Origin of the sequence: Brevibacillus sp. BC25, from assembly GCF_000282075.1 — a bacterium.
GTDB lineage: Bacteria > Bacillota > Bacilli > Brevibacillales > Brevibacillaceae > Brevibacillus.
Map to the genome: position 1 here is coordinate 177,472 of NZ_AKIX01000128.1, position 26,353 is coordinate 203,824.

Annotated in this window: 28 protein-coding genes and 1 riboswitch; of the genes, 5 read left to right on the forward strand and 23 right to left on the reverse strand. The window is 45.7% G+C overall.

Features of this window, described 5'->3' with window-relative positions; all coding sequences use genetic code 11:
- Nucleotides 1-195: 195 nt before the first annotated feature.
- Together PMI05_RS27985 and PMI05_RS27990 are read right to left on the reverse strand one after the other, a co-directional pair.
- On the reverse strand, nt 196-855 hold the full coding sequence (locus tag PMI05_RS27985) for a metalloregulator ArsR/SmtB family transcription factor (RefSeq protein WP_007729269.1): 660 nt from the start codon (nt 853-855) through the stop codon (nt 196-198).
- Nucleotides 856-868: 13 nt separating this feature from the next.
- The gene (locus PMI05_RS27990) at nt 869-1,483 is read right to left on the reverse strand and encodes a superoxide dismutase (protein WP_007729271.1); all 615 of its coding nucleotides are present in this window, start codon (nt 1,481-1,483) and stop codon (nt 869-871) included.
- Between the two features lie 224 nt (nt 1,484-1,707).
- On the opposite strand from PMI05_RS27990, the gene PMI05_RS27995 reads away from it, so the two are divergent.
- A complete protein-coding gene (locus PMI05_RS27995) occupies nt 1,708-2,430 on the forward strand; it encodes an EAL domain-containing protein (RefSeq protein WP_007729272.1) in 723 nt (240 codons plus the stop codon).
- 28 nt (nt 2,431-2,458) lie between these two features.
- Here the strand turns inward: PMI05_RS27995 and PMI05_RS28000 are convergent, their stop codons facing one another.
- The 12 genes from PMI05_RS28000 to PMI05_RS28060 all read right to left on the reverse strand — a co-directional run bounded on the left by PMI05_RS28000 (nt 2,459) and on the right by PMI05_RS28060 (nt 14,211).
- Complete coding sequence (locus tag PMI05_RS28000; RefSeq protein WP_007729275.1) at nt 2,459-3,001, reverse strand: NAD(P)H-dependent oxidoreductase; 543 nt, start codon at nt 2,999-3,001, stop codon at nt 2,459-2,461.
- A gap of 90 nt (nt 3,002-3,091) precedes the next feature.
- Nucleotides 3,092-3,529 carry a MarR family winged helix-turn-helix transcriptional regulator gene (locus PMI05_RS28005; RefSeq protein WP_007729276.1) on the reverse strand — a complete coding sequence of 146 codons (438 nt, stop codon included), beginning with the start codon at nt 3,527-3,529 and terminating at the stop codon, nt 3,092-3,094.
- 118 nt (nt 3,530-3,647) lie between these two features.
- Nucleotides 3,648-3,836 (reverse strand): alpha/beta-type small acid-soluble spore protein, encoded by a 189-nt coding sequence (locus tag PMI05_RS28010; protein ID WP_007729278.1) that lies wholly within the window; start codon nt 3,834-3,836, stop codon nt 3,648-3,650.
- Nucleotides 3,837-3,900: 64 nt separating this feature from the next.
- The gene (locus PMI05_RS28015) at nt 3,901-5,208 is read right to left on the reverse strand and encodes a hypothetical protein (protein WP_007729279.1); all 1,308 of its coding nucleotides are present in this window, start codon (nt 5,206-5,208) and stop codon (nt 3,901-3,903) included.
- A 7-nt stretch (nt 5,209-5,215) separates the two neighbouring features.
- Nucleotides 5,216-5,686 carry a MarR family transcriptional regulator gene (locus tag PMI05_RS28020; RefSeq protein WP_007729280.1) on the reverse strand — a complete coding sequence of 157 codons (471 nt, stop codon included), beginning with the start codon at nt 5,684-5,686 and terminating at the stop codon, nt 5,216-5,218.
- Nucleotides 5,687-6,004: 318 nt separating this feature from the next.
- Nucleotides 6,005-6,280 (reverse strand): hypothetical protein, encoded by a 276-nt coding sequence (locus tag PMI05_RS28025; RefSeq protein WP_007729281.1) that lies wholly within the window; start codon nt 6,278-6,280, stop codon nt 6,005-6,007.
- A 116-nt stretch (nt 6,281-6,396) separates the two neighbouring features.
- Entirely contained in the window at nt 6,397-6,855 is a 459-nt protein-coding gene (locus tag PMI05_RS28030; protein WP_007729282.1) for a GreA/GreB family elongation factor, read from the reverse strand.
- Nucleotides 6,856-7,010: 155 nt separating this feature from the next.
- On the reverse strand, nt 7,011-8,921 hold the full coding sequence (locus PMI05_RS28040) for a bifunctional diguanylate cyclase/phosphodiesterase (RefSeq protein WP_007729283.1): 1,911 nt from the start codon (nt 8,919-8,921) through the stop codon (nt 7,011-7,013).
- Between the two features lie 180 nt (nt 8,922-9,101).
- Complete coding sequence (locus PMI05_RS28045) at nt 9,102-9,326, reverse strand: hypothetical protein (RefSeq protein ID WP_007729284.1); 225 nt, start codon at nt 9,324-9,326, stop codon at nt 9,102-9,104.
- Between the two features lie 80 nt (nt 9,327-9,406).
- A complete protein-coding gene (locus PMI05_RS28050) occupies nt 9,407-11,521 on the reverse strand; it encodes a hypothetical protein (RefSeq protein WP_007729285.1) in 2,115 nt (704 codons plus the stop codon).
- A gap of 297 nt (nt 11,522-11,818) precedes the next feature.
- Nucleotides 11,819-13,408 (reverse strand): catalase, encoded by a 1,590-nt coding sequence (locus tag PMI05_RS28055; RefSeq protein ID WP_007729286.1) that lies wholly within the window; start codon nt 13,406-13,408, stop codon nt 11,819-11,821.
- Between the two features lie 80 nt (nt 13,409-13,488).
- Entirely contained in the window at nt 13,489-14,211 is a 723-nt protein-coding gene (locus PMI05_RS28060) for a 2-phosphosulfolactate phosphatase (RefSeq protein WP_007729287.1), read from the reverse strand.
- Between the two features lie 133 nt (nt 14,212-14,344).
- Here PMI05_RS28060 and PMI05_RS28065 point away from each other — a divergent pair, with 133 nt between their 5' ends.
- Entirely contained in the window at nt 14,345-14,791 is a 447-nt protein-coding gene (locus PMI05_RS28065) for a hypothetical protein (RefSeq protein ID WP_007729288.1), read from the forward strand.
- A gap of 167 nt (nt 14,792-14,958) precedes the next feature.
- Here the strand turns inward: PMI05_RS28065 and PMI05_RS28070 are convergent, their stop codons facing one another.
- Nucleotides 14,959-15,162 (reverse strand): cold-shock protein, encoded by a 204-nt coding sequence (locus PMI05_RS28070; protein WP_007729289.1) that lies wholly within the window; start codon nt 15,160-15,162, stop codon nt 14,959-14,961.
- A 433-nt stretch (nt 15,163-15,595) separates the two neighbouring features.
- Between PMI05_RS28070 and PMI05_RS28075 the strand changes: the two genes are divergently transcribed.
- Both PMI05_RS28075 and PMI05_RS28080 read left to right on the forward strand, forming a co-directional pair.
- Entirely contained in the window at nt 15,596-15,934 is a 339-nt protein-coding gene (locus PMI05_RS28075; RefSeq protein WP_007729290.1) for a rhodanese-like domain-containing protein, read from the forward strand.
- A gap of 84 nt (nt 15,935-16,018) precedes the next feature.
- Nucleotides 16,019-16,175: riboswitch (cyclic di-AMP (ydaO/yuaA leader) on the forward strand.
- Between the two features lie 7 nt (nt 16,176-16,182).
- Nucleotides 16,183-16,914, forward strand: a complete 732-nt coding sequence (locus PMI05_RS28080; protein ID WP_007729291.1) for a CAP domain-containing protein — start codon at nt 16,183-16,185, stop codon at nt 16,912-16,914.
- A gap of 64 nt (nt 16,915-16,978) precedes the next feature.
- Here the strand turns inward: PMI05_RS28080 and PMI05_RS31210 are convergent, their stop codons facing one another.
- The 3 genes from PMI05_RS31210 to def all read right to left on the reverse strand — a co-directional run bounded on the left by PMI05_RS31210 (nt 16,979) and on the right by def (nt 18,804).
- Nucleotides 16,979-17,134, reverse strand: coding sequence for a hypothetical protein (locus PMI05_RS31210; RefSeq protein ID WP_007729292.1), 156 nt, complete (start codon nt 17,132-17,134; stop codon nt 16,979-16,981).
- A gap of 101 nt (nt 17,135-17,235) precedes the next feature.
- Nucleotides 17,236-18,246 carry a homoserine dehydrogenase gene (locus tag PMI05_RS28085; RefSeq protein WP_007729294.1) on the reverse strand — a complete coding sequence of 337 codons (1,011 nt, stop codon included), beginning with the start codon at nt 18,244-18,246 and terminating at the stop codon, nt 17,236-17,238.
- Between the two features lie 30 nt (nt 18,247-18,276).
- Nucleotides 18,277-18,804, reverse strand: a complete 528-nt coding sequence (gene def, locus PMI05_RS28090) for a peptide deformylase (RefSeq protein WP_007729295.1) — start codon at nt 18,802-18,804, stop codon at nt 18,277-18,279.
- Between the two features lie 178 nt (nt 18,805-18,982).
- Between def and PMI05_RS28095 the strand changes: the two genes are divergently transcribed.
- A complete protein-coding gene (locus PMI05_RS28095; RefSeq protein ID WP_007729296.1) occupies nt 18,983-20,290 on the forward strand; it encodes an aminotransferase class I/II-fold pyridoxal phosphate-dependent enzyme in 1,308 nt (435 codons plus the stop codon).
- Between the two features lie 135 nt (nt 20,291-20,425).
- Here PMI05_RS28095 and PMI05_RS28100 read toward each other — a convergent pair whose 3' ends face one another.
- From PMI05_RS28100 to PMI05_RS28120, 5 genes are all read right to left on the reverse strand, one after another.
- Nucleotides 20,426-21,325, reverse strand: a complete 900-nt coding sequence (locus PMI05_RS28100; protein WP_007729298.1) for a DMT family transporter — start codon at nt 21,323-21,325, stop codon at nt 20,426-20,428.
- 61 nt (nt 21,326-21,386) lie between these two features.
- Nucleotides 21,387-22,562 carry an acyltransferase gene (locus PMI05_RS28105; protein WP_007729304.1) on the reverse strand — a complete coding sequence of 392 codons (1,176 nt, stop codon included), beginning with the start codon at nt 22,560-22,562 and terminating at the stop codon, nt 21,387-21,389.
- A gap of 128 nt (nt 22,563-22,690) precedes the next feature.
- A complete protein-coding gene (locus PMI05_RS28110; protein ID WP_238543370.1) occupies nt 22,691-23,470 on the reverse strand; it encodes a YqjF family protein in 780 nt (259 codons plus the stop codon).
- A 20-nt stretch (nt 23,471-23,490) separates the two neighbouring features.
- A complete protein-coding gene (locus tag PMI05_RS28115; protein WP_007729307.1) occupies nt 23,491-24,903 on the reverse strand; it encodes an FMN-binding glutamate synthase family protein in 1,413 nt (470 codons plus the stop codon).
- Nucleotides 24,904-25,128: 225 nt separating this feature from the next.
- Nucleotides 25,129-26,334: a DUF418 domain-containing protein gene (locus PMI05_RS28120; protein ID WP_007729308.1), complete on the reverse strand. Its 1,206-nt coding sequence runs from the start codon at nt 26,332-26,334 to the stop codon at nt 25,129-25,131.
- Nucleotides 26,335-26,353: the final 19 nt, after the last annotated feature.

A 26,353-nucleotide genomic window follows, 5' to 3' on the forward strand; every position in this document is an offset into this window, starting at 1 on the left:
TGATCGCCCGTCTGATTGTATAGACACTTGCCCTTTCGGTAAACAATTCGTCTTCCCATGACAAAAAAGAACAACCCTATCCCGAAAAACCCGAGAAAGCCGTTGCCCCGCCTTGCCAAAATTATGAATCACCGACCGCCCAACCCCTTGCTTGCAACAAAAAGACATCCGCCCTTGTAACGGATGTCTTGCTCACTACGATTCTTCATGGCTGAGCTTTTCTTTTATCAGGTAACGGCATTTCACTTGTCCTTCCGTCATACACGACGTACGTTCTACATGCGCGTCTACTAGCGACTCAAACAAGGAGAGCTCGCATTGACATGCTTGGCGATAGCGAATGGCTACTTGTAGGAGAGGACAATTTACTTCTTCAAGCGTATACAAACCATCCCTGATTTTTTCCAAGTGAGGCATGTATCCTTCTTCATTTTGTATGCTCGCTAACGTTTTCACTCGCTGGTCAAAACCTTGTCCTCTCATTGCCTCTCGATAGTGTTGTAACATCCGTGCCATCCGCTTCTCAAATAATTGATCAACGAAAGCTTCCCCGTATAAATCTTGAATGCCCGCTACCATCTCTGTAGCCAAATCGCTGTAGTGACGCGGAAATAACTGTTCAGCAGTATTCGTTAGATGATACACATGGGCTGGTCTGCCTGTTCGTTGGCGAACGATTCGAGACTCGATATACCGTTCCCTATGCAAAACATCTAAATGCTTACGCACCGCGACTTTGGTTATACCGAGATGCTTTGACAGTTCCTGGACATCGACCGAACGACGCTTCTTAAGCAACACCAAAATTTCTCGACGTTTTTCCTGTTCTTGATAATAGACCGCGTGTCTGTTCATTGATGGACCTGCCTTAGCGAATTGCTTCGTTATACAAACGATTGACTTCCTCCCAGTTGACCACATTCCACCACGACGAGACAAAATCTGGGCGTTTATTTTGGTACTGCAAGTAATACGCATGCTCCCACACATCTACGACCAATATGGGCGTTTTCTTCTCCATAAAAGGAGTATCCTGATTGGGCGTGCTCGTCACTTCTAACTTGTCTCCGTTGACTACGAGCCATCCCCATCCTGATCCGAAACGACTGACAGCTGCTTTTGTCAATTCATCCTTCATTTCCTCAAAACTTCCGAAATATTTGTCGATTCCTTTCGCAATATCCCCTGTTGGTTTCCCGCCGCCAGTCGGACTCATGATTGACCAATACAAGCTGTGTCCATAATGCCCGCCCCCATGATTTCGAACTGCCATGCGAATGTCTTCCGGGATATCCTCCAAGTTACTAATTAGTTCTTCGACCGAAGCATTCCTGAACTGCGAGTCGTTTTCTAGGGCCTTGTTTAAGTTTGCCACATACGTTGCATGATGCTTTCCGTGATGAATTTCCATCGTTCTCGCATCCAGGTAAGGTTCCAGCTCATCATAGCGATATGGCAGTACCGGTAACGTAAAGGCTTCCATTTCCAATCTCCTCCAATCTTGATTGACGGTTACAAGCCTAGTTTACAAGATGAAAAATATTTTGTACATATCCAATTTTGTTTCCTTGATGCAAAACTTAATCACGCATGAAGCTTGCATTGCAAACAATACCGCTATGTTGTAAAATATCGACAACTCATTTTTCCTGAAGGAAACAATTTTTCCTGAATTCAAATCTTTGGTGCAGGAAGGAATATGATTCCATGAACGTCGTATTGGCAAAGGAACCGCCATATCCTGTTTTTCAGCCTCTGGTGCATTTGACGACAGGACAATTTTTCGGGTACGAAGCACTTCTTCGCTCCTCTACACACCACTCACCAGAATTCCTTTTTCGAAAGGCTCGTGCAGAAGGACACTTGTATGAATTGGATACATTGTCGATGAAAAAAGCAATGGAATCATACTTTACGAGTGTGCCTTTTCACGATCATGTCCCACTCTTGTTCATCAATGTGTTTCCTTCTACGTTGTTGAACCCTGCTTTCCTATCGTTTATTACCGAGGGCTTGTTTGGAGCGTGGAACAGTCGAATTGTCCTGGAAATCAACGAGGCCAATGAAGAAGACAAGATGTGGGAGATAAGTTTGTTGGGGCAAAAAATACGTGAGCTGCGTCAGCATGGATTCCTAATCGCATTAGATGATGTCGGCTCGGGTGCCGCGTCATTAAAAAAGATTGTGGAGTATGAACCAGATATCGTTAAGCTCGACAGGTACTTCGGCAAGCAATTGTCCTCCATGCCGAAAAAGCAAAAGCTCGTCTCACTTTTCGTCCAATACTGCCAAGATCAAACGCAGCTTGTACTGGAAGGAATCGAGGAGCCGGAGGACTTATCTGTCGCTTTGGCACTTGGGGTACCTGTTGGTCAAGGGTTTTTGCTGGGGCACCCAGAACCACTTCAAGCAACACAAAAAAGACGATGAAAACTTTCTCATCGTCTCTCGTCTCTGACTATTTTCCTACCGGCTCCATGGAAGCGTCCAGTGCATGAGCCACATATTCTTCTGCACTGTGCTGAATTTGTTCATCCGAAACCCCCAATACCCCTTGGAACAAGAAGGGTTTCAAGAATTTCATTCCCGTTAAATTCGCCATCGCATGCAGCGGTTTGATCAGTTCGCTGATAGAATAGTAGTTGTATCCTTCACGTTGATAAGCTTCCTCAGGTCCGCCCGTAGAAATCGCGAGGAGAAGCTCTTTTCCATGCAGCTTGTTTCCTTCAGATCCGTAAGCCCAACCATACGACAACACAGCATCCTGCCACTGTTTCAAAAGGGCTGGTGTGCTGTACCAGTAAAGCGGAAATTGAAAGACGATACGATCGTGCTCTTGCATCAGCTTTTGCTCATGTTCAACATCGATCTGGAAATCGGGATAGACAGCGTATAAATCGTGAACCGTTACGCTTTCTTCTTTTTGCATTCTTTCCTTCCATGCTTTATTGATACGAGATTGGGACATAGTAGGGTGTACGGCGATGACGAGAGTTTTCATGAATATCCTCCAAACGTTATTTGTTTGTACATACAAATTAACAGAAGGACAGGGCACTGTCAACTATCCCGTTCCTTACAAATGCTGGAATCAAGACTTTGACTCGTTCTTTTCCAGCATTTCGACTGTCTCGTGAATCATCTGTGTGACTGATTTTGCCTGAGCTTCTCCAAGCAATGCCACATAGTTTTTGTAAATATCTGTAATGGCTTCTTCTATGTTCGCCTGAGCTTCTCGGCCTTTTTTCGTAGGCAAAACGAAGATGTTTTTCCCCTCTACTTCTCGCTCCAGAAATCCTTTTCCAACGAGCTTATCAACAAAACGAGTAATCGTTGATGGTGTCATATGAAGAATTTGCGCCAATTGGGTCGGGGTCACCTTCTCCTTTTCGTTTACAGCCAACATAAGATACGCATGTGTAGGAGAAAATCCATAACGCTGGAAGGATTCATCCGCCATTTTCGTGATCACACGGGATAAACGATTGGAAGTGAAAAACAAACAGTTATGCAAATTGTCGCTATTCAAGCCAAGAATCCCCCTATTGCTGTTCTTCGTTCCTTGCGACTGTCTCGTCGCTCTCCTCTAACTATACGTGATATTTCGGTCAAATGTAAGCGAAAGAAAAATCCCTCACAAGAAGGGATTACAGACGAAACATTTGCTGTTCCGCGTATTGTACCAAACGCTTCGTCATCTCTCCGCCGACAGAGCCATTTTGGCGTGCCGACGTATCTGCGCCCAACTCGACTCCAAATTCAGCAGCGATCTCGTACTTTAATTGGTCAAGAGCTGCACGGGCTTGTCCATACACCAAGGAATTCGAACGTGCCATTGCTGTTCACCTCTGGTTGTGATCGATTGAGTGTTGGTAGTATGTGCAGATCATGGAAGTGTATTCAAACATGCTCCGACCGTAGTCTTTGTTCTTTGGAAACCAAGCCACTCACCATGTAAACTGGCGCGCCTTCCTCCGAGTACACTTTTCTGGCAATATTCGTTTGCTCCCATTTTTCTAATAACGTTGCTGCTTCATCCATAGTGATTCTGGCATTGTAAGCCAACTCGTAAACTGCTAAAGCACCGCCATTCTTCGTAGCTACTTGCAGTGCGATTCGCTCCATTCTCTCTAGCACCGGTTTTTGTGTGAAGGCGAAATAACCGTAGATCCCTCCTATGATGGTACAAGCGAGAATGAAGATAAGGCTGTTCCAATGTACAAGGGCATATCCGCCTACATAGCTGAAGACAAATGCTAAACAGCAAAACAGCAGAAATCTCGTCCTTTTATCGATCCATGCAGGGATCGAATCATAATCATCGTCATAATCGTACACTTTTGACTCATCCGTATAATTCGGAAAGTGATAGATGATTCCACCATCTTCTTGATACGTAATCGAGCAGTAGTTGCTTTTGTGCCATTTATCGATAATAAGCTCCATCGATTGATAACTTTCATCCGTATAATAAGGAATCTCTTTCAGATTGAGTTCCCCTTTATTATCCATGACATACTTCAGAACATCGTGTTCCGAATGCCGTTGATCCTCTTTTCGATGGGAGGACAATAGGTAACGTCCGATCAAAACGAGAAAGATAAGTGCAGCAATTGCAGCAGAGAGATACTCTCTCATGTTTAACACAATCTGTTCTTCGGAGATCACAACCAATGTGCCGATGACTGTAATTAATACAGCACGAACGATTCTTTTTTTGCGTATGCGCTGCGTTCGTTCCAGCTTTTGTGTTTCCTCATCATCAGCCTCCTCGTTGTCTTCACTTTCATAAGGCATATGTCCGTATACGTGATCATCCAACTGATACACGGTCATCTTGCCAGGCATGGAGGACGTGCTCAGAACCTTTCGTTGTTCCATTTCTCTCAGAATTTGTTCACACCGCGATAGCGGTAACTGCGATTCCAAAGCAAATGATGCAACAGAGACGACTCCATGATTACGATTGGCGACAGTCATTGCAATTGCTTGCTGTGTTCGTTGCATTTGCTTTTTGGCCAGCCTCTTGCCTTCCAAGTAAAAGACTGCGTAACCAATAGAAATGAGACTCATGAAGATTGCTAAAAAGATTGAGTTGTCTAAGATTTGATAGATGCCATCAATGACAAAATAACCAGAAAGCAAAGCAAGTATGAGAAAAACGCCAATAACAAAAAGAATCACCAAGCTACCTAAAAATTTATTCATTCGCCGCTCATTCCTCACCTTCAGTAAAGCCCGCGAAATAATAGAGAATGTCACCCTTCTCGGTTACACTTAGGTCAGCGAAACCATCTTTTTGAAGCTTATTTAAAATATCTTGCGCTCTTTGTATGGTAAGAGCAGATTGGGACGCGATATCCGCTGCCGTCACATAACCCTGCTGATCACGCGCAAGGGAAAGAATAAACAGGATATTCTCGGACTCGAGGCTTTCAAGAAACTTGAGCTTCTTGAGCCCTTTTGATTTTGCCCTTTTGTATTTGATTTCAAGTGGCAGGCCAAGGATGAAACCAAGTGTCATGGCATTCACCACATAATGTAAGGCTGTCATTTCATAAGGAATGTACGCTTCATATCTGTCCCCATAAAAAAAGAGCAGAAAAGCCTCCACATAAGGTTGTAGGATCGGTTGCATCCAAAGTGATAACAACCAAATGCAAATCATCATCCCAAAAACAATCATGAAATCCCTTCTTTTCACTCTATTTTTCAGAAATATCGTTCGACTAAATTTTACCTGAACCAATATAAAAAGACACTAACAAATCGCTAGCGTCTTGGGACCCACTTTTCTATGACTCTCGAAGTATATTTGCTCGTTTATCTTTCCATCATAGAGGTGAAGATTGGAAATACACAACACAGGAACTGTCAGGAAGCAACCGAATTCTATGCACTTCAAGAGCCTTTTAGAGTAAATGCTAAGGAAGTGTCGTTGATCGATTTGGTATCGAGTGGCAGTTTAATTACAAGGAATAGCAGTTGGATGAACACCTGCCATTCAGTTCTCTGAATTGCTTTTTTTGATTTCTCCGAATCCAACTCTAGAGGGGAGGTTCTTTACATCCTCATTGTGATAAGCATTGATGATATCCGGTACATATTCTTCCGTCAATCGCATGCCTACAAGAATCATTTCCTTTTCTTCTTCTGACACGCTAAACAACTGGTCACCGCATTTTTCGCAAGCCATCACCCACCGCTCCTCCAGCTTCTGTAGGCGATTCATATCCCATTGCACGTCTTGCTCACATGTTGGGCAGGCAATTATTTTCATCGTGTCTTCCTCCTATACGCACGGCTTACTTTTCTTGCATTTTACTAGAATGGACAAAAAAAGACACTAACCTCGTGTTAGTGTCTTCTCATATGATCGATGCGATGGGAAGATTTCTAAGGTGACGAGAATCCCCCCATATATGTAAAGCTTATCTCCCGAACCTGCACCTGTTGCCTGCCAACCGGACTTTCCAGCACAACAGAATCGTGTGGAGCCGCTAGCAGCAGTTGCCTACCTATGGGCGATAAGAATGAAATTCTGTTGTTATCCGGGTCAATGTCCGTGGGATAAACCACAGTAAATGACTCCTCAAATTGATCATCTTCAAATAGCACTTTTACGCTGCTGCCTAATAAAGTAATTGCTTTAAGCGATTGAAAGAGTGCACTGTCTTCTTTTGCCAAAATGCTTTCAAGTGTTTGCTTGTAACGCTCGACAATCTCATCGATGGCTTGCTTTTCTTTTCCGTAGTTCCGTACATATTGATCGTAAAAGAGTGAATACTGCTCGTCAAAAAAGACAAGCTGGTTGATCAGATGATTTCTGGTGCCATTCAAAATACTAGGGTTCATAGTAGATTTCACCCCCCAGTTGCTTTTCATAGACATGTTTGATGAACGTAATGTTCTTCATCGGAAAAACCCTCCTTAAAAAAATAGCCCCCGAAGGGACTCTCATCATTGTATCAATAATTTCAAAATGATTCCATCGACTGTTTAGAAATGCTTTACAGAGGATGATCAAGACGCTCACGCACCGGCATGATGAATGCTTCCTCCACTTCCGTTGCAGGTAATGGGCGGCTAAAGTAATACCCTTGGATTTCCTTGCAGGCATTCTCCATGAGAAAATCTAACTGTCCCTGCGTCTCGATCCCTTCCGCAATGACATTCATGTTTAAATGCTTCGACATGGAAATGATCGTTGCGACAATCGCTTGATCACTCGGATTCATCGTGATATCCGTAATGAACGAACGATCAATTTTTAGCTTATGAATAGGCAGCAACTTGAGATAGCTGAGCGAGCTGTAACCCGTTCCGAAGTCGTCCAGGCTAATTTTTACGCCATATTCATTCAATTCCTTTAAAATTTCTGTGGAAAGTTCTGGGTCCATCATCATGCTTTCCGTTATTTCCAATTCCAAGTACTGTGGTTCTAGTCCGCTCTCTACCAGAATTTGTCGGATGTAGCCTACGAGATTAGGTTGGTGGAACTGACGAGAGGACAGATTGACTGATACGGGAATCAATGGTCCACCCGCATCATGCCATTTCTTCATTTGCTTGCAGGCTTCCTTCAAAGTCCACGTGCCAATCTCAAAGATCAAGCCCGTTTCCTCCGCGATGGGGATGAACACACCAGGTGACAGGATTCCTTTTATCGGATGATTCCACCGAACGAGTGCTTCCACGCCAATGAGCTGATTGATCCCCGTTTGAACCTGTGGCTGGTAGTACAAAACCAGTTCGTCATTCTTTACCGCTTTTCTCAAATCCCTCTCCAGTTCAATACGCATCAACACTTGGTCATCGAGCTCATTGGTAAAAAACTGAAATCCGTTTTTCCCGTTTTTCTTCACTTCGTACATGGCAGCATCAGCATTTTTGAGCAATTGCTCCTCACTACATCCGTGATCGGGAAACACCGCTACGCCAATACTCGCCGAGACATAATAATCTTTTCCTTGCAAGAGATAGGGGACCTCGATTTCCTTGACCACTCGATCAGCCAACGTCGAAAACTCGTGATCGCCTTCAACATTTTGGCAGATCAGTGTGAACTCATCACCACCCATACGGGCAATCGTCACATCGAATCCTTCCGCGCTTTTTTTGATCCGATCGCTCACTTCTTGCAAAAAACGATCCCCGTACGTATGGCCCAGAGAGTCATTGATCAATTTAAAACGATCTATGTCCAGTACCAGCACCGCAAAACGCGTACCCTGTTCGCTATTGCAAATAATCGCCTCCTGCAAGGCTTGATGGAGCTTCCTTCTGTTCGGCAAGCCGGTTAAATCATCGTGAAACGCCTGATATTCAATCATCGACTTGGCGCGCTGCTCCAGCATACGTGTCTGGTCTTCGTAAGCCTCCAGGACCAATTGCTGCTCAAAGCTAAGCAGCTTCGTAATAGCTTGTGCCAGCTTTTTTGATTCAGGATAAACTTCTTTCCGATCATCTATAATTCGCATAAGTGTGCCTAATAGGTTTTGAAAAGAACCCATGTACCACTTGGGAGGAAGCCCGATTTTTTGATGAACCATCGCAATCTTCAAGCGTTTTTCAATGAAGGCAGGATCGATCCGGCCGTCAAACATCTCGATTAAATGGTTCTTTAAGGTTTGACGTAAACGTTCAACGGTTGTGTGCTCCATCACAATTTGTTTCAAAGAGTCCACGTGGAGAATCGATTCATAAAAAGAAGAAGTAATCTGCTCAATTTCAGTCTCAATGACAGGGCGAAACGCTGCGATTAACTGCAAATCTTCTTCCGTCAAGTTAATCATGTTCATTTGTGCGATAACTTCGGTATTTCCTTCTATTAAAATCCGTGCAGAATCGTCAGCCGGCGCAATCGACGGTTGGCAGCATGCAGCGCTGTTTTCTTTGGACGAATTTGATGACTTCTGCATTTACATAGATTCTCCTTTTCCATAGAACCAACGTACGTATAGGCTCATGCTTATTCATAAATATACATTCGACAAAATTCTACATTGTCCTCCATGTTTATCCATGACATTGATGAATACTACCTCTCTGGGATAAGGAAAGAGTCTGCACGATTTACGTACAGACTCTAAATGTTCCCGCTACTTTTTCAGATCAATCGGCTTTTCTTTTACCAGAGCGGCTACCAGTTGCTGTTGCACCTCCGCTTCCACTTCTTTGAACGTTACTTTATAGCAGACATCTTCTTTTAACCAAAAATAAGTGTGATTGTCCTTCTCCGTTGGGCTACTCAGTGTATCATCGATTTTATACGGCTCTGTGCGGAATACTTCTTGTCCACTGATGTTCAAAGTGGTGACTGGCACTTCAAATTTTACCCCGTCTATTCTCTCAAACGGGATCTTTTTTTGTTTTTCGCTCCCACTGTGCCGATTCTCCCAGTCTTTTATTGTCTGACCATATCTGGTTGAAGCTCACCTTTTCCGTATGGATTATCCCCAATCAATACGATCTTATCATTTTCGGTTACCAGCACATGGTAGTGCGAGCCTGGTCCTTCGATCGCATAGTCGTACGAAGAGGAAATTAGTTTAACAGGTGCAGCCACTTTTTGCTTTTTAAGCGGTTCCCATTCATGTTCGAAAATTTGCCCATCCTTGGTAATCCGCAAACGTCCGCTCATCATGGCAATGCCTTCTTCCGTTTTGGATTCCAGCTTCACTTTGATAGCTCCTGCGTCATTTCCTTCGCTCTCAGGGTAAGCCTGAATTTCCTGAACCTTGCCTGCTTCGTTGATTGCCCAAACTGATGCGATATCCTTTGTATAACGGACAAAATACTCAGGTGCAAGCTCACGAATTCCTTCCAAACCAGCTATTGACGCAAATGAAGTGAACGGCTCATCATTCTTCCGTTCTGCGTACAATACCTGACCATTTTTCGTCACAGCAAAAAACGTATAAAGATTGGCATAAAGCTTGGTCACATCCGCTGCCAATTTTGAATCTATCTTGAGAGTTTCCACTTTCTGTGGGCGCAAGTTTGTGATGACATATACCCCTCCGCGTTCGGCGGAATCATAGCTGAATTCCACAGTCAAGTATTGGTCATCTTCCGTACGCAACAAGAGATGCTCCTCCCCACCAACGAAATCCTTGATGCGAGAAGGCAACGCCAATGTTTCGCAGCTGCTAAATCCACTGCTCCACAACTGGATTTGTCCGTTCTCATTCAAGGTAACCGGAGAATTCAGGATGCTATCCATTGTTTTTACTTTCGTAGGTCCTTTCACTTCATATGGCATTCGATCCGCACCAAAACTCCATACAGAACCATCCTTACGAACGAAGTACGGTCGATCCAGCTCAGTTACTACCTGTTTTACATCACGTAATTCGCCCAATTCTGTCCATTTGTCAAACGTAACAGGGATTCGTCCCAGCTGTCCTGTCATATTGCTGCCAAATGAATAGACGTTTCCTTTTTTATCGAGAGCAATCACATGGTCGGTACCCGCTTGTACGTCTGTAATATCAGAAAGATCTGCTATTTTGACAGGCTCCTCGAGCTCATTTTCCAGATTCGCACCGAGCATTCCAAGCGTATTATGTCCCCAGCCCCAAACAGTTCCGTCCGCTTTTACGACCAAGTACAATCCTTCTCCGCCAACTGCCATCCGCTTGGCACCATCTGCATGAGCGGCACGTACTACTTTTTCGTTTTCTTTTGTATTGTAGCTATACACTTCGCCCTTTTCTGTTTGGATCAAGGCGCGATCCGTGTAATCGACGGCAACCTGCTTTACTTTCCCTGGGATATCCATTACCTGCAGATTTTCTGTGTTCAGCTCTCCCGATTTTCCATCGAGATAAAGAAGCTTCCCTTGGTCATCTACTAGAAACAAGGAAAAGGCTGAGCTATACATGTCACGGATATTCGAAAGCTTCGTCACCTTTTCTGCTACTTTCGCTCCTTCTTCCCATTTCAGTACAGTACCATCTTCTTTTAGTAAAAAGAGTACGCCTTCATGAAGGTCGAGCTGCTGAATGTTCTTGATTTTATCCAGACCAGCCAGTTTTTCTGGTGCTTTCTTCTCATTGATCTGCCATACCTCACCGGAGCCCGTGAGAACATAATCCGTCATGACTTGCTTGGCATCTTTGATCCCTGCTAGCTTGTGCGGTTCATACTTCCTGTCTGATTGATAGCCCCATTTCCAAACTTGCCCATCCCCTGTAAAGGCATACGAAATGCCAGGCCTCCACCCATAGCCTGCTTCATCAAAAATGACGCCTGTTGAAATGGCAGTAATCCCTTCCAGTACCGGTCTATTCTCCAATGGTTTCCAGGACTTCATCGTCGTATCCGAAACATCCGCTTTCGCTTCATCTTGACTGCAAGCCTGTAGCTTCAACTCGGTATTGCCCTTCGTACTAGCCGAAGCTTCTACTTTTTGGGAAACGGCCTTCGCAGGGGATGCAGCAGCGATCCCACTTGTCGTCAATAGGCAGAGTACCGCGGTAGAGCTTAATAATGCTACCCATTTCTCTCTTCGTACCATCGTGAATCTCCTCGCCATCGTCTAATGTAAACAATTGTAAGACGCTGGAAACTCGAATTGCGTTACTTTTTTTGCGATTACTTTCGTACGCTTCTCACTGTTTCAGTCCAGATATCCCTCTGATCTAGCTCAATCCCCATCAGCATGTAATTACTGAGATTATCAACGACGAGCGCTAGAATATGAGCTTTCCCTTCTGATTGTTAAGTCAAATTGCAACCGGATACAAAAAAAGAGCTTTACCATGGATTCGGCAAAGCTCCGCTGTTCTTTCAGTATTGTTGTTGACTCGGGTCATCAGTATGGCTTTGACGGACGGGACTTCTGTTCGGCTTCCTTGACAGCCGCTCCGGGATTCGTTGCGCCCATCGGTCCGCCCATCTCTTTGCTGTTTCCGCCATTGCCCTGAGCGATTCCAGCTTTCAAACGCTGGCCGTACTCTTCGTCACATTGCGAGAAGTAGCCAAGCATTTTCTCTTGAATGCGACGATCACAGGAAAGGAGTGCATCCGTCAGATTGACTATGAGGTCTTCTCTTTCCCAGTCTTCCAAGAGGCGATAACGTTCTCCCGCCTGTTTGAAATCATTGGTGCGATCAATCTTTTGACGTACGACCTTCCCTTCCACTTCTGGCTGATGATCAGGAGCTGCTTGCTTGGCTTCCTGCAATCCGCCAATCGTCGATGGCTCATAGTTAATATGCCGCTGCGTCCGGTCTACACGGTACAGCATTTGACCGCCTTCCTGGTTGGTAGCGACATGGTTTTTGGGAGCGTTGACCGGAAGCTGCAAATAGTTGGCGCCAACCCGATAACGTTGCGTATCGGAGTAAGAGAAGGTCCTTCCTTGCAGTAGCTTGTCATCAGAAAAATCAAGTCCATCCACTAAAACACCTGTCCCAAAAGCTGCTTGCTCGACCTCTGCAAAATAGTTATCCGGGTTTTTATTCAATACCATTTTACCTACAGGAAGAAACGGGAATTGATCTTCGGGCCATATTTTCGTTGGATCAAGCGGATCAAAATCGAGCTCTGGGTGATCGTCATCACTCATGATCTGGACGCACATTTCCCACTCCGGATATTCTCCTCGTTCAATCGCTTCATACAAGTCTTGTGTGGCATGATTAAAGTTTTTCCCTTGGATCTCTTCCGCCTGTTTTTGTGTCAAATTTTTAATCCCTTGCGTTAATGGCTGCCAATGATATTTGACCAGGACCGCATTTCCTTCGTGGTTAACCCACTTGTACGTGTTTACGCCAGAGCCTTGCATTTGCCGATAGTTCGCCGGTATCCCCCACGGGGAGAACAAAAACGTGATCATATGCATGGCCTCAGGCGTGTTCGAGATAAAGTCAAAGATCCGTTCCACGTCTTGAATGTTTGTGACAGGATCAGGCTTGAACGCATGTACAAGATCAGGAAACTTCATGGCATCCCGAATGAAAAAAACTTTGAGGTTATTGCCCACCAGATCCCAGTTCCCGTCCTCTGTATAAAACTTCACCGCGAACCCACGTGGATCGCGCAATGTCTCGGGCGAATGTGTGCCATGATTAACCGTAGAAAACCGTACAAACACAGGCGTTTTTTGCCCCCGCTCCGAAAACAATTTCGCCCTCGTGTACGTAGAAATCGGCTCATCTCCTACGGTTCCATACGCTTCAAAATAGCCATGTGCTCCTGCACCTCGGCTATGCACGACACGCTCAGGTGTTTTCTCCCGATCAAAATGTGTGATTTTTTCCAGAAAGTCGTAATTTTCCAGAACGGTTGGCCCGCGATTTCCAACGGTCCGCAAGTTCTGGTTGTCTGTGATCGGATGGCCTTGGCGATTCGTCAGGATATTTTCTTCTGACTGGTTGATGGACTTGCTCTTTTCATCCATATGAATCCTCCCTGTCCAGTTTTTCTCATATGTGGTTCATAACCATGGTTACCGAATGAGGGATTCTTTATGCGAAAAGACTAAATAGCTTCGTAAGCAAAATCATCGTTAAGCACTGGAACCGTGCAACTCTGATTCCATTCCGCAGCGAGTGCGACATCTTCCGGGTACCCCATGCTGATCAGTTCTTGTCCGGAAGCACATTTCTGCAAGTAAGCGGGAAGATGATCTTGGGCCGATCGGAAGGCTGCCACCGCCATTTCGGCCTCTGGTGACAATCGATATCCCTCCAATCCGTGAAGCAGCGCACCTGCCGCAATCATATCCTCAATAGCCGGTCGCAATGCTCCATTCCCCCACCTTTCACCGCAAGCGATGACCGTTACGATTCCTTTCTGCTGCTGTATGTATCTGGCGACGGATGGTGCATTTCGCAAGCATGCAGCGATTACCTTCGCACCTGTTTTCTTTGCCAGCACGGTACAGGTGGATCCGTTTGGCGAGGGTAACACCATTCTACTTCCCACCGGAATTGTTTTCAGACAGGCGGGTGAAAGGGAGATTGGTTCTCCGCGTTTTCCAGCGAGCAGCGCTGTTTTTTGATTAGCGAATGCTAAGGCTGACTCATCCTTTACCTGATAAGGATAGACGATACCTCCACGTCCCGTTACGATATCGACACACGTACTGAAGGAGAGCACATCGATAATGACGATCATATCCGATGCTGCCCCGACCTGTTCCACCCCTTCGTATCCCCAATCGAATCGTGCCGTATAGTCTAGTTGTGTGCATACAGGCATTTCCCCCAAAAACCTCCACCATCCTCTATCAAAAATAGTTACTCGTCCCCTTACGTTCGCCGTTACAAATCAAGGCAAGAAACAATATCGTATTATTGTCCCACTAGTTTACACAAGAATGGAGTGAACATGGATGTCTGAAATCGAATACGACGACGATCAAGGTAATACGGAAAAAAGAAATCACAAACGCCCAAGAAGAAATACTGTGAGAACGACTGGTATTTTGCAAAACAACCTCGCCCGTGCTCTCACCGCTCACCTCGACCTGGTAAATCTGAACACAGAAGAGGTTGAAGTACGTGTGCAAGTATTGAACTGGGGTAACGCAGTTACACAAACGAATCCAGTTAGCACCTTGCTTGACATCACCCAATTTATCCCTGCGAATACTCGCACTGCTTTCAATGCGCTGGTCCCCGCATCTTTCCACTATGAAGTTCGCCTTACTGTCGCAGAAAACAACGGAAATGTCCTTCTCACCACTTATGGCCGTACTACCATCGGCGGAGGTCAAGTTGTTGGTCTTTCAGTTCTTGACAGTCAATTCCAAACTGTCGAAATCGAAACTTGTATTTAACTATTTTGCACGAAGAAAATGAGGAATTATGGTGGGACGCCATAGTTCCTTTTTTAATCCATTCGCATGCAGGAAAAGGCGCTGGGGACTATCCCAACGCCTTTTTACTTTTAGGACCACGACAAAAAAACTGCCCTCGAAAGGACAGTTTCTTTTTAAAAGGAGACTTACAGTTTTACTACGTTCTCAGCTTGTGGGCCACGGTTGCCTTGAACGATGTTGAATTGAACTTTTTGACCTTCGTCCAAAGTTTTGAAACCGTCACCTTGGATTGCGCTGAAGTGTACGAATACATCGTCTCCGCCTTCTACTTGAATGAAACCGAAACCTTTTTCTGCGTTAAACCATTTTACTGTTCCGTTCGTTTGCATTTAAAAAAACCTCCAAAAATTCAATTTGAATATGCTAGTCATATATTTACCGAAGCAAATAAAGCTCACATATCATGAAGAAATACCAAATCATGTGCTATGATACGCCTTCATGATATGTGAATTTTACCTACTCAGCCAATATGCGAATGTCATAGGACGGAACTGCAAAATTAAAAACTAAACCTTTTGAAAACCTAAAACAATGAAAGCCCTTCCTCTCTTCCATCCTTGCGGCTCCGATGACCGCGCCAGTGTGAATCGGGGATTCAAAAATGTTATCCATCAGCATACAAATACACCTCGATGAATGATTAGGTATCAATTTTTCAAGTAGCAACCTCATTCTACCATGGTTGTCCAATAAAAGCAACCGTTCACCCTTATACTGGGAAGGCGATACTCTGTTACAATAGCATTGGGAGGGATTTCATTGCATACTTTGACAACCATTCAATTATCCGAATTATTTCAAAAGAAAATGCCCGTACTTTTATTGGACGTACGCGACGCCGAAAAATTTATTTCTGGCAGCCTCGTTCATGAAAACGCTTCGACACGTAACGTCCCCTATCTTCTAATGAAAGAACAGGACAAGCCGTTCGATGAAGAAACCGAAAAACTTGCGCAAAATGTGCAGATTGTTACTGTATGTACAACAGGTAACAAAGCGCAAAAAGCTGCCGCTCTTCTTCGTGAGCATGGTTTTCAAGCAAATGCATTGGAAGGCGGCTTAACCGCATGGAAGGAACAATCAAACGAATCGAAATGAGCCTAATTTATCAACGCTTCTAGCTATTTGCCATATATTACTCCTTTATTTCGATTGGGATTGTCTGATATCGTTGTTCATGCCAAACGAAATAAGCCGAGACTTCCTCTTGAAAAGGAAGTGCGGGGGACTTTTTTGTGGATGAGATATTCCACATTGGGGTGAATCGCCGAGCTGGCGTAGGGTTGTTTCCTCAATCCGAATCCGACAACTAACCTCGTAGGCAAAAAAAAGGAGAGATTTGTTTAATGAAACGTTTTGGTTCTGTTACAATCGCGATGACTCTTGGTCTGGGCTTGGCTCTAACAGGCTTCGCTACTTCTGCTTCGGCTGCTTCTAATTGCCCTGTTCCTGGCGGACAATTCCAATATTATATGCCACAATTCCAAAAAGCTCCAAATTCCCAGCAATTTTGGAACTTCTTTCAACAAAAACAAGGCTTTGCCCCTGGACAATCAATGCCAGTACAACAGCCAATGACACCGATGCAACCAGCAAAGCCGGTACAACCAGCGCCTGTCCAACCAGCTCCAGTTCAAGCTGCACCAGCGCAACCTAGCAATAACGTCACTCAACCTGCCGCTCCAGTAAATCAAGCGGATCAAGGAAAAACTGGTGATTTTGCGAAACAAGTCGCGGATTTGGTGAACCAAGAACGTGCAAAAGCAGGTCTCAAGCCTGTTCAAATGGATGCAGCGCTGTCCAAAGTAGCGTTGGCAAAAGCACAAGATATGTCTGCTAACAACTATTTTGACCACAACAGCCCAACGTACGGTTCCCCATTTGACATGATGAAGCAGTATGGCATTCAGTACTCGACTGCAGGTGAGAATATCGCCATGGGTCAACAGAGTCCACAAGAAGTTATGCAACAATGGATGAATAGTGAAGGTCACCGCCAAAACATTATGAACCCTGCGTTCACAAAAATTGGTGTAGGCTTCACAAATGGCTACTGGGTACAAGAATTTATCGGATAGAACGCATTGCATGAAACGAAAAGCCGGTGTCTCTTAATCGAGACCCGGCTTTTTCGTGTAGGCATTATTCCTGCTGTGCTTCGGATGCCTGCTTATTGGGGGTACAACAGCAGCTATCCTGCTCATTTACCAAAGCGACGTCCTTTTGATGCATTTTTTGCTTGGTTGGGTAAGCAGATACTTGCTGCAGCTCGGCATTGACATCAGACGATTGGTTCATCCGTATGGCCCCCTTGCCGTTTTTTTGTGGTGCATCCCTAGTATGCTCGCGGTTGTAAACGACTCATTCCTAAGGAACACTGGAAGCACATACAAATGAACCTATCTGCTAATGATATGTTCAAGGTCTTTTAAGGCAGCCGCTGCTGCCGCGACAGGATCCGATTTTCCTCCAACGACCAATAAATCCCCCATGACATCTGTTTCTACCCGTATGGCTTTTGTCGTACCTGATACAGATGCAAATGGATGGGTAAGATCTACTGCACACAGTTCCACTGCTACAGAAAGCGTGCCATTCGCTTCCTTTTGGATGCTTCCGATCAGCTTGGGAATCTTCGTATGCTTCTTCCACGTCTCGATTTGTAACGCGGTTATTTCGCTAATACTTGCGCGTGCGATATCGGTCAGATTTACTTGTGCGCCAAAAGCGGCGTTTGCCAAGATCGTAATCTTCGACGCTGTATCCCAACCATCGATATCGTAAGAAGGATCCGGTTCGGCAATCCCCATCTTCTGAGCGAGCTCGACTGCTTCCGCACAGGTAAGCCCCTCTTCCATCATTTTTGTGAGCACGAAGTTAGTCGTTCCCGTAAAAATGCCCTCGACTCGTTTCACTTCACAGCCTGCCAAGTTATATTGCAATAGATCGATCGTTGGCAGGGCTGCTGCTGTTGCTCCACTCACTTTCAACGCGACGCCATGTTTTTTGGCTAGAGCGGCTAAACCAGCATAATCGACAACAAGCGCACCTTTTGAAATCGCGATTGCATGTATAGCATTTTCCAATGCATAACGAATAAAAGTAAGACCGGGTCCTCCCTCTTTTTCGGATGGACCAGCCTCGATGAGCACATCCGCTTGAACTGATTTGATAAATTCCAGCGCGTTCCATGATGGGTTCCTTGCTTGTTTTGTATGAGCATAGTCTTCCCATTTTCCTGAGTCGATTCCGTTCTCATCGTAGAGACCGGAAGCCGAGCGAACGACTCCCACGAGTCTGACATCCGCTTGATAAAGCTCGCGGTACCGTTCCCGTCGCTGCTCCAGCAGTCTGGCTACGTGCTGTCCTACTGTTCCAAAGCCGGTTAACATAATATTCCAACGTTTCATGAGTCAATCTCCTTGTTGTCTAAGCTCCGTTTATTTCCACCATTTTTTTCTACTTTTAGCCTGTATCCGGTGCAGATCCTTGTGATTCAGTTTCTTTCCTGTTTTTGCCGAGTAGAGCTCTTCCGTATGATCAATAAACAAAATTCCTTCCAAATGGTCCATCTCGTGCTGAATACACCGAGCAAGGAAATCTTCGGCTTCGATTGTCTTTGTCTCTCCTTGGCGGTTCAGCGTCTGAACTTTGACATAATTCGCCCGACGAACGATTCCAAAAACACCTGGTATCGAAAGACAAGCTTCTTGCCCTACCTGCTCACCTGATTTTTCCATCAACACCGGATTGATCAGTTCAATCAAGCCGCTGCCGCAATCCATCACAACTAAACGCTTCGGGATGCCAATCTGGATCGCAGACAAGCCTGCTCGACCTTTCGCAGCGTAAATCGTTTGGGCCATATCATCCAAAATCTTTTCAACCTGTGGAGTAATGGATGGTACTCTTTTTGAAGTTTCACGCAAGATAGGGTCCCCCAGGCGAACGATCATGCGTTCAGCCATTTCCTTCTCCCTCCCGCATTACTCAGTTTTCGATTTCAAAGTAGCAAATCAGTTCGCCGCTGTCAAAAGGAACCTTGCAAAATCTGAAATATCCCGCTGGGCAAGGGTGACAAATGCATGTAGATACGCTATCTTTATTGGTAAAGATAGATGTTTGTATATGAAAAGGGAGGCTACCATGCATTCATTAGCATCAACGCTGAACGAAACGATCCAACGCGAAAACCCACACGTATATGAAATGCTGTCCAATATCGCCAAGCTGATTTATTTCCCAAAAGAGGGGATTCTCAGCCAGTCCGCAGAAGCAAAAGCAAAAGCGAAAAAGTACAACGCAACCATCGGGATTGCACTGGAAAACGGTCAACCGATGCACCTTAAGGTCATCCAGGATAATCTGTCTGCTTACCAGCCAAAAGATATTTACGAATATGCACCGCCAGCAGGAAAGCCTGAGCTGCGTGCAGCATGGCGTAAAAAAATGATCGAGGAACAGCCTTCACTGGCTAACCATACCTTTAGTAACCCCATTGTTACAAACGCATTGACGCATGGCCTGAGCATCGTATCTGACTTGTTCGCTGATAGCGGCGACAGTGTCATCATCCCAGATAAAAACTGGGAAAACTACGAGCTTACCTTTTCGATCCGCCGTGGTGCGGAAATGGTCTACTACCCATTGTATAACGACGAGATGAAATTTAATGCTTCTGCTTTGCGTGATGCCATTCTCGCACAAAAAGACAAAGGCAAAGCCATCGTTGTACTCAACTTCCCGAATAACCCAACTGGCTATACACCAGGTCCAGAGGAAGGAAAAGAAATCGTCGCTGCACTCAAAGAAGGCGCTGAAGCTGGAATCAACATTGTCGCGGTGACAGATGACGCGTACTTCGGCTTGTTCTTCGAGGATTCGATGCACGAATCTCTCTTCGCTGGCCTGTGCGATGTTCACCCTCGCATTCTGCCTGTAAAAGTAGATGGTGCTACCAAAGAGGATTACGTATGGGGCTTCCGCGTTGGCTTCATTACGTATGCATCCCCATCCAGCGACTTGCTCAGCGCTTTGGAGCAGAAGACAATGGGAATCATCCGCGCGACTCTTTCCAGCGGATCACATCCTTCCCAAACGTTCGTCCTGCAAGCAATCACTGCACCGGAGTACAAAGCACAGAAGCAGGAGAAATTCGATATCATGAAAGGTCGCGCCAACCGCACCAAGGAAGTACTCGACACTGGAAAATACAATGACGTGTGGACCTACTATCCATTCAACTCCGGCTACTTCATGTGCCTCAAGCTAAAGACTGTCGAAGCGGAAACATTGCGCCAGCACTTGTTGGAACAGTATGGCGTCGGTACGATCGCTCTCGGTCAAACCGATTTGCGCATTGCTTTCTCTTGCATTGAAGAAGAAAACATTGCTGACTTGTTCGAATTAGTCTACAGCGGTGTAAAAGATTTGGAAAATGCCTTAACCAAATAAATGTAACTACAACTATTGCAAAAGCGTCTTGGCCACGAGTCAAGGCGCTTTTTGTTTTCTTACAAAAAAAAGGCCCGGATACTCACAACGTGTAAATGTGAGGGTTTCCGAGACCTTTCTATCATGCTATTTCTATTAGCTTTCCATTGACGAACGCATACGCCGTGGCTGCTGTGTACCAATAAAAATGGAGGCGAGCACCAGAATCATCCCCACTCCATGCATCCAAGTAAATGCTTCGTTCAAGAAAAAGACAGCCACGAGAGCAGCACTTATCGGCATCATTCCAGTGAACAAGCCAGCTTTCGAAGCCTCCACCTTCTCCACTCCTTTGTACCAGAGAAAAAAGGATAAGATACTTGCCGTAAACGCATAGTACACAAGAAGCCACCACACATTTGCAGGTACGGCACTCCAATCAAACCGCAAGCTTTCCCAGATCGCAAACGGAAGAAACAAGACAAAGCTGATGACATTTAACGCGGCCGTCATTTGGAAAGGCGTAATTTTCCCAGAAAGTCTTTTGGCAAAAATCGTGAAGAGCGCTTCGCTGATGACTGCAAAAAATACGAGCAGATTGCCCAGCATGCTTATCCAGTTTTGCTCCCCGCCGCCTCCAGTGAATGTAATGAAGCCGATGCCGCCCACTGAAAGACCGATCGCCTCTAAGCTGTTGGCGTGTAATTTTTCCTTGAGAATCCAGAATGAAAACAAAGCGATGCAGGCAGGTACTGTACTCGTAATGATACCGGCTGCAGTAGCGGTCGTCCACTGAACGCCGTACAGCATGCAAATACTAAACAGAAACACGCCGAAAAACGACTGCCAGAATAACACCTTGCCTTCCTCACGGCTCCAAGACGCTTTCCATTCCCCACGCATAACCAGCAGTGGCAATAGGATGACGATCGCGAGCAAAAAGCGCAGCTCCGAAAACAAAAACACAGGAACATGGGAAACAATTTCTTTACCGATGGAGATGTTGCTTCCGACTAAAGCCATAGCCAAGGCTAACTGAATGTAAGCTAACAGCATGACGACTCGCTTCTCCCTTCAACCTCCTACATTTCTCTACATCTGGCCAAACTGCTTGCGATTAACCTGCGTTTTGCCATTCTTTTTGAGTTGACGGGATCTTCTTTGTCTTTTTCTCTGCTGCCCCCACCAGCCAAGTACCAAACGGCAGTTTTCCCAGCCCATATGATATGGCAAAAGAAAGAATGGAGCACAAGACGAATGCTACCAAACTTCCCCACACGCCCGTGTGAAAAAGCTGAAGCTCACGCAAAAACTTCATCAAGTACGTCAAGATCAGCGCATGAATCAAATAAGCTCCGTACGAATATTTCCCGAAGAGTCCTAGCCAATGTGTCCATTTTGACGGCTTTTTGCTCATCCATAGGCAGAGAGCGTACACTGCCAGTAAGCAAGCCATCGTATAGAGGAACATGGACGGTTTCAAGGATGTCGCTACGTTTAAATTGATTTGACCTTGCCCTGAATCACGGAAAAGTTCATAGCCAATGACTGCGTACAGGACACCAACCGAAATGATGATCCACTGCCAGTATCTTTTCAGGATTGCACGGAATGCAGGCAGCGTGCAGGCGACCAAGCCACCGAATAAAAAGTAATAGAAATAATAGAACGCATTTCGATCACGGTATTTGATGAAATACGTATCAAGCCAATTCAGATCGAATCGAAAACCGTGCGCCGGGATGTACCGCGCTGAGAACCACATGAGGCCCCCATAAATCATTCCGGAGACACCAAGAGCGACAACGAGACGGAAGCGGCTGGTCACGAATCTGCGGAAAAGTTCAAATACTCCTTGCCAAAACGGATACAAAAGATAGAACTGAAAAATCATCACGACGAACCATAGATGATACGAGGACGTCCCTGTCAGGAAATTTTTGCTTACATTCCAAACGAACGCTACTCCCTCACCCAAAGGCTTCTCCATCAAGTAAAGATATACCACCGACCATATTCCATACGGAACCAAAATCTCCGTTATCCGTTTACGCGTGAAGGAAATATAGTTCACTTTTTCGGAGTAGTTGTAAAACAAAACAAGACCTGTAATGAAAATGAATGCTGGTACAGCGAATTTTAGCAAATGAAACAACATTCCGTAGACGATCGACACCTGCTCTGTCAGTCCCGGCTCACGGATATACACACCAATGACATGCTGATAAACCACAGCCAAGAATGCAAAGGCCCGGATCAGATCCAACTCACCAATTCGTTCTTTTCGAGCCATAACCAAATACCAGATCCTTCCTGTTTTTACGAAAAAAAGTGCTACCTCCCATCTTACCGACCAAAAGTCAGTCTGGCAAGCCTCAAATCAAAAAGACTGATACCCTTTTGTACTGGTATCAGTCACTACTATCCACCGTGATCCGAAGATAGATCCGCTAGACTTCGAATCGGCCAAATAAGACTTTGTACCCCACGTGAATACAGTGCTAGATGTGGAGAATCCGTTAGTGGGATTGACAGGTTTTCGGTCATCGCGTTTTCACGAATATGAAAGGCTGTCTCCTGTAGCTGCCACGGCTCGTGCACCACATCCGCATACATCATTTGCTTCGTTCTGTTACACCTGCAAAAGAGTGTGTATCGCTCCGTCAGCCAATGCATCAGCGTTCCCTCTTTGGCGAAAAATCTGTCAGCGAGAGGCTGGTAGCTGCCTTCGAACGTGGGAGACTGAGGTAGACCAGATAGACGTCGAGAGGTAAAATCGATCCGATCCCCTTGGCGATGAAAAGCCATCTGGGCCCGATAATACGGCAGTCGGTACCAAAATTTCGCAATCTTGATCACTAGCGGATTCGACGTATCCAGCGAAAGAAAATACACGCCCGTCTTCCCTCTTGCCTTCACATACGTCCGCACATTGATTTCAGGGAAAGTCGTCGTGAATGGTACGGATGGCATCCGATGCAAACGCACGCCACTCAGCAAAAACGGGATAATACTGATCCATGCCTTGCCATCGTAAGTATCGAGCTCAAGTCCTGCTGGTATGAGCGCATTGATAGACGCTGGGGAAATCGCCCAATGTAAAAAAAGAAGATGCTCCCACGTCTGCGTCATGGTCCATCCGTTATACTGTGCAGCCGACTTGATTTGGATGATTCTCTGTTCGATACGAATCCCTCCCATTCGTACGTGGATCAAGCGATTTAACTGGAAGAGGATGAATGATAGGCAAGGGGTACTTTCGTCACTTTGCTCGTCATCTCATCGAGTGAGACGAGATCCGCAGCGGTCACTTCACGAATAGACGTTTTCCCCAGCGCGAGAATGGCAATTTCCATCTCATCCACAAACGAAAGAAAAAAGTTATTCAAGTATTTCGCGGCTGATTCGAGGTCGAATTTGTTTTTCAAGCTCCCTGGATAGGTGGTCAGCTCTGTCGGTGGTTCCCACGGTATTGCTTTTGTCACCTGATCATGAGTCATCGCCCACAAAACAGCCGTCCCCATAAATATGCCGTCTGCTCCCAAAGCAATAGCTTTCAAGCACTCACCCGGAGTATTATATCCGCCTCCAGACAGTAAGGTAATTCGTTCTTTCACACCTTTTTTCTTCAAATAGCGCACGGCCCGGGTCAGCGCATAAATCGTCGGCAAACCGAAATCATCCTCCAGGATTGGAGGTCCTCCTTTTGTCCCCGCTTGTCCGCCATCAATACTGATAAAATCTACACCGGCCTGGATTACAATCTCTAGGTCTTTTTCAAGAATGGCACTGGCGCAGATTTTGACGCCAATCGGAACGCCGTCTGTTATTGTGCGCAACTTGTCTACGAGCTTCTTAAGATCCTCCGGCTTCGATACTTCCGGATGCCGCGAAGGAATGATAATCATTTCTTCATCCTGAACCCCCATGATTTCAGCAGCTCTTCCCTGGATATATTCAGCGGGGATAAAGCTCGCGGCAGCTGCAGTCGCCCCCTGCCCAAAATGGATTTCGATGGCGTCCGCCTGTCGCAAAATTTCCGGCTCCTTTGCCCACTTTCCCGAGTTGTATTGGAGAATCAGATGTTTGGCGAATTTCCTTTCTTCCGGAAGTAACGGACCTTCACCCGTATTTGTCAAAGTACCCACTGCGGCCGTTCCTTTTGCAATCGCGATTTTCACATCGGCACTTACACCGATACCGTATCCCATTGCCCCTACCATGAGCGGAATGTCCAAGGTTAACGGCTTTTTTGCCATGGGTCCAATCGTGATTTGCATATCCACTTCTGTATCCTCACTGGATGGCATCTTTGCCAGCTGTGCAGGGGAAAATATCAAGCTATCGAAGTTCAAGAATTTGCGTGGACTTCCGAAAGGACGCTCAATGGCTTGTCCAGTAGCTGCTCGCAAGCTGTTCTCCAGGACGTAGCGTGGACTGACTTTGGTCATTGCGGAGACCATCTCAAAAATATTTTCCGGATAACGGTCTGACATGAGGCGCTTCATAAACTTGGCGAGCAGCCACTGGGTAAGAGGTCGAAAAAGACAGATCAAAAGCAATCCCACCACGATGAGTGCAGCTATCGATCCTACAAAGGAGCCGATCAAAAACGAAATCCAGTTGCCAGCCATCCTTTTTCTCCTTCCTACTGTCAGAGCGCTGCTGCTTGTTACTAGGTATGTGAGATAGGAAAATTTTGCCCCAATCATTCCACTTTTATCCATCCTACGCCTTTCCCTGGCCTTTAAAGACACAAAAAACGCCCAGATTAACTGGACGTTTTCGAGCGAAGCCTTTTCCACAAATAAAAATAACAGGACGTCAGCACAAGCACGACAGCAATTATCATGATAGTGTCAAATCGCATGAGATCCTCCTTTTCGTTTCATTGGTACAAATTTGCCGTATGTCAAACAGCGCCACAGCCATTCTGCAGGACCAAACTGATAGTTGGCGAGCCACCAGCGACTAACGAAGATTTGCGCAGGGAAGATCACCAAGCTGAACACCAATCCGAGAGCCAGCCCAGACGTTCCGTACAAATGTCCAACACGCACGACCAAGACAGCGATGATGGTTTGGCTCAAGTAGTTGCTTAACGCCATTCTGCCGACTGGTTCCAAATGCTTCAGCATGCGCTTGCCGCTCTCTTTCCGATAAAGAAGCAGCAGTGACGTGATGTAAAAAGCGCACAGACTAAGACCGCTCCAGGTAACAAATGTCTGAACGGCGATCGAGATCGAGGCTGGGAATTTTACGATGCCAAATTGAACAAGCGGAATCATCGGTACAAGCACAGCACTTAAGCCCAGCGCCAGCCACCATACGCGGCGAATGGCTGGAATAAATTCTTCGGTCCTCTCAAATACTCCCCGCTTGGCTGCCAGAAATCCGAATAAAAAGAGCGGCAGAACAGATAGGATAAAAATGAACTCAAGAGAGAAAACGACTGGAATTTCGTAAGCAACCCGGAATTGCAACCACTCGATAATCGATCCATTGGTATAAGCATCGATAGCTTTTTGAATGAGCGGTGATTGATCTGGAATAGGAACGAGTTCCTCAGGAACGGTCAGCATCAGAGCAGACAAGGCCTGCATACCAATCAAGAGCGTCCACGCCCATCTTTTGATCGTCTTTTCTTGCCTGTGGTAAAACAGCAACAGAAGAAAACCAGCTAGGGCGTACGTATGAAGAATGTCTCCATACCAGAGGAAAACAAGATGTGCCATCCCCACAATCAGCAGCACCAATAATCTGCGAGTAAACAGGCTCTGATAAGGCAACTGTTTGCTCTCGGCGCGATGCATAAACAGAAAAAAGCCTACTCCAAACAAAAACGAGAAGATGGTGTAAAACTTCGTCTGTACAAACATGTTAAAGAAAAGCCGTATCCAACCATCGATTTCCGTATGGGTATTGACCATCCCTGCATCTGGTAAGAACATGATGGGATACAAAAATGACGGCATATTCACTAGCAAGATCCCCAAGAGAGCAAAGCCTCTAATCCCATCTAGCTGCCGAATTCGCTCACCTTCCGCAACAGGTGCTACTTTCACGTAATGAACCTCCTCAACT

What these genes read in the sequence shown, in the direction of transcription:
- PMI05_RS28085 (WP_007729294.1), bottom strand. Translation starts at nt 18,246, where the DNA reads ATGAAACGTTGGAATATTATGTTAACCGGCTTTGGAACAGTAGGACAG.
- PMI05_RS28010 (WP_007729278.1), bottom strand. Translation starts at nt 3,836, where the DNA reads ATGGCACGTTCGAATTCCTTGGTGTATGGACAAGCCCGTGCAGCTCTT.
- PMI05_RS28020 (WP_007729280.1), bottom strand. Translation starts at nt 5,686, where the DNA reads ATGATTGTTTTTGGGATGATGATTTGCATTTGGTTGTTATCACTTTGG.
- PMI05_RS28115 (WP_007729307.1), bottom strand. Translation starts at nt 24,903, where the DNA reads ATGGCTGGCAACTGGATTTCGTTTTTGATCGGCTCCTTTGTAGGATCG.
- PMI05_RS31210 (WP_007729292.1), bottom strand. Translation starts at nt 17,134, where the DNA reads ATGAACCAATCGTCTGATGTCAATGCCGAGCTGCAGCAAGTATCTGCT.
- PMI05_RS28060 (WP_007729287.1), bottom strand. Translation starts at nt 14,211, where the DNA reads ATGCCTGTATGCACACAACTAGACTATACGGCACGATTCGATTGGGGA.
- PMI05_RS28070 (WP_007729289.1), bottom strand. Translation starts at nt 15,162, where the DNA reads ATGCAAACGAACGGAACAGTAAAATGGTTTAACGCAGAAAAAGGTTTC.
- PMI05_RS28095 (WP_007729296.1), top strand. Translation starts at nt 18,983, where the DNA reads ATGCATTCATTAGCATCAACGCTGAACGAAACGATCCAACGCGAAAAC.
- PMI05_RS28015 (WP_007729279.1), bottom strand. Translation starts at nt 5,208, where the DNA reads ATGAATAAATTTTTAGGTAGCTTGGTGATTCTTTTTGTTATTGGCGTT.
- PMI05_RS28100 (WP_007729298.1), bottom strand. Translation starts at nt 21,325, where the DNA reads ATGCTGTTAGCTTACATTCAGTTAGCCTTGGCTATGGCTTTAGTCGGA.
- PMI05_RS28080 (WP_007729291.1), top strand. Translation starts at nt 16,183, where the DNA reads ATGAAACGTTTTGGTTCTGTTACAATCGCGATGACTCTTGGTCTGGGC.
- def (WP_007729295.1), bottom strand. Translation starts at nt 18,804, where the DNA reads ATGGCTGAACGCATGATCGTTCGCCTGGGGGACCCTATCTTGCGTGAA.
- PMI05_RS27985 (WP_007729269.1), bottom strand. Translation starts at nt 855, where the DNA reads ATGAACAGACACGCGGTCTATTATCAAGAACAGGAAAAACGTCGAGAA.
- PMI05_RS28040 (WP_007729283.1), bottom strand. Translation starts at nt 8,921, where the DNA reads ATGCAGAAGTCATCAAATTCGTCCAAAGAAAACAGCGCTGCATGCTGC.
- PMI05_RS28025 (WP_007729281.1), bottom strand. Translation starts at nt 6,280, where the DNA reads ATGAAAATAATTGCCTGCCCAACATGTGAGCAAGACGTGCAATGGGAT.
- PMI05_RS27990 (WP_007729271.1), bottom strand. Translation starts at nt 1,483, where the DNA reads ATGGAAGCCTTTACGTTACCGGTACTGCCATATCGCTATGATGAGCTG.
- PMI05_RS28110 (WP_238543370.1), bottom strand. Translation starts at nt 23,470, where the DNA reads ATGGGAGGGATTCGTATCGAACAGAGAATCATCCAAATCAAGTCGGCT.
- PMI05_RS28105 (WP_007729304.1), bottom strand. Translation starts at nt 22,562, where the DNA reads ATGGCTCGAAAAGAACGAATTGGTGAGTTGGATCTGATCCGGGCCTTT.
- PMI05_RS28050 (WP_007729285.1), bottom strand. Translation starts at nt 11,521, where the DNA reads ATGGTACGAAGAGAGAAATGGGTAGCATTATTAAGCTCTACCGCGGTA.
- PMI05_RS28000 (WP_007729275.1), bottom strand. Translation starts at nt 3,001, where the DNA reads ATGAAAACTCTCGTCATCGCCGTACACCCTACTATGTCCCAATCTCGT.
- PMI05_RS27995 (WP_007729272.1), top strand. Translation starts at nt 1,708, where the DNA reads ATGAACGTCGTATTGGCAAAGGAACCGCCATATCCTGTTTTTCAGCCT.
- PMI05_RS28030 (WP_007729282.1), bottom strand. Translation starts at nt 6,855, where the DNA reads ATGAACCCTAGTATTTTGAATGGCACCAGAAATCATCTGATCAACCAG.
- PMI05_RS28055 (WP_007729286.1), bottom strand. Translation starts at nt 13,408, where the DNA reads ATGGATGAAAAGAGCAAGTCCATCAACCAGTCAGAAGAAAATATCCTG.
- PMI05_RS28065 (WP_007729288.1), top strand. Translation starts at nt 14,345, where the DNA reads ATGTCTGAAATCGAATACGACGACGATCAAGGTAATACGGAAAAAAGA.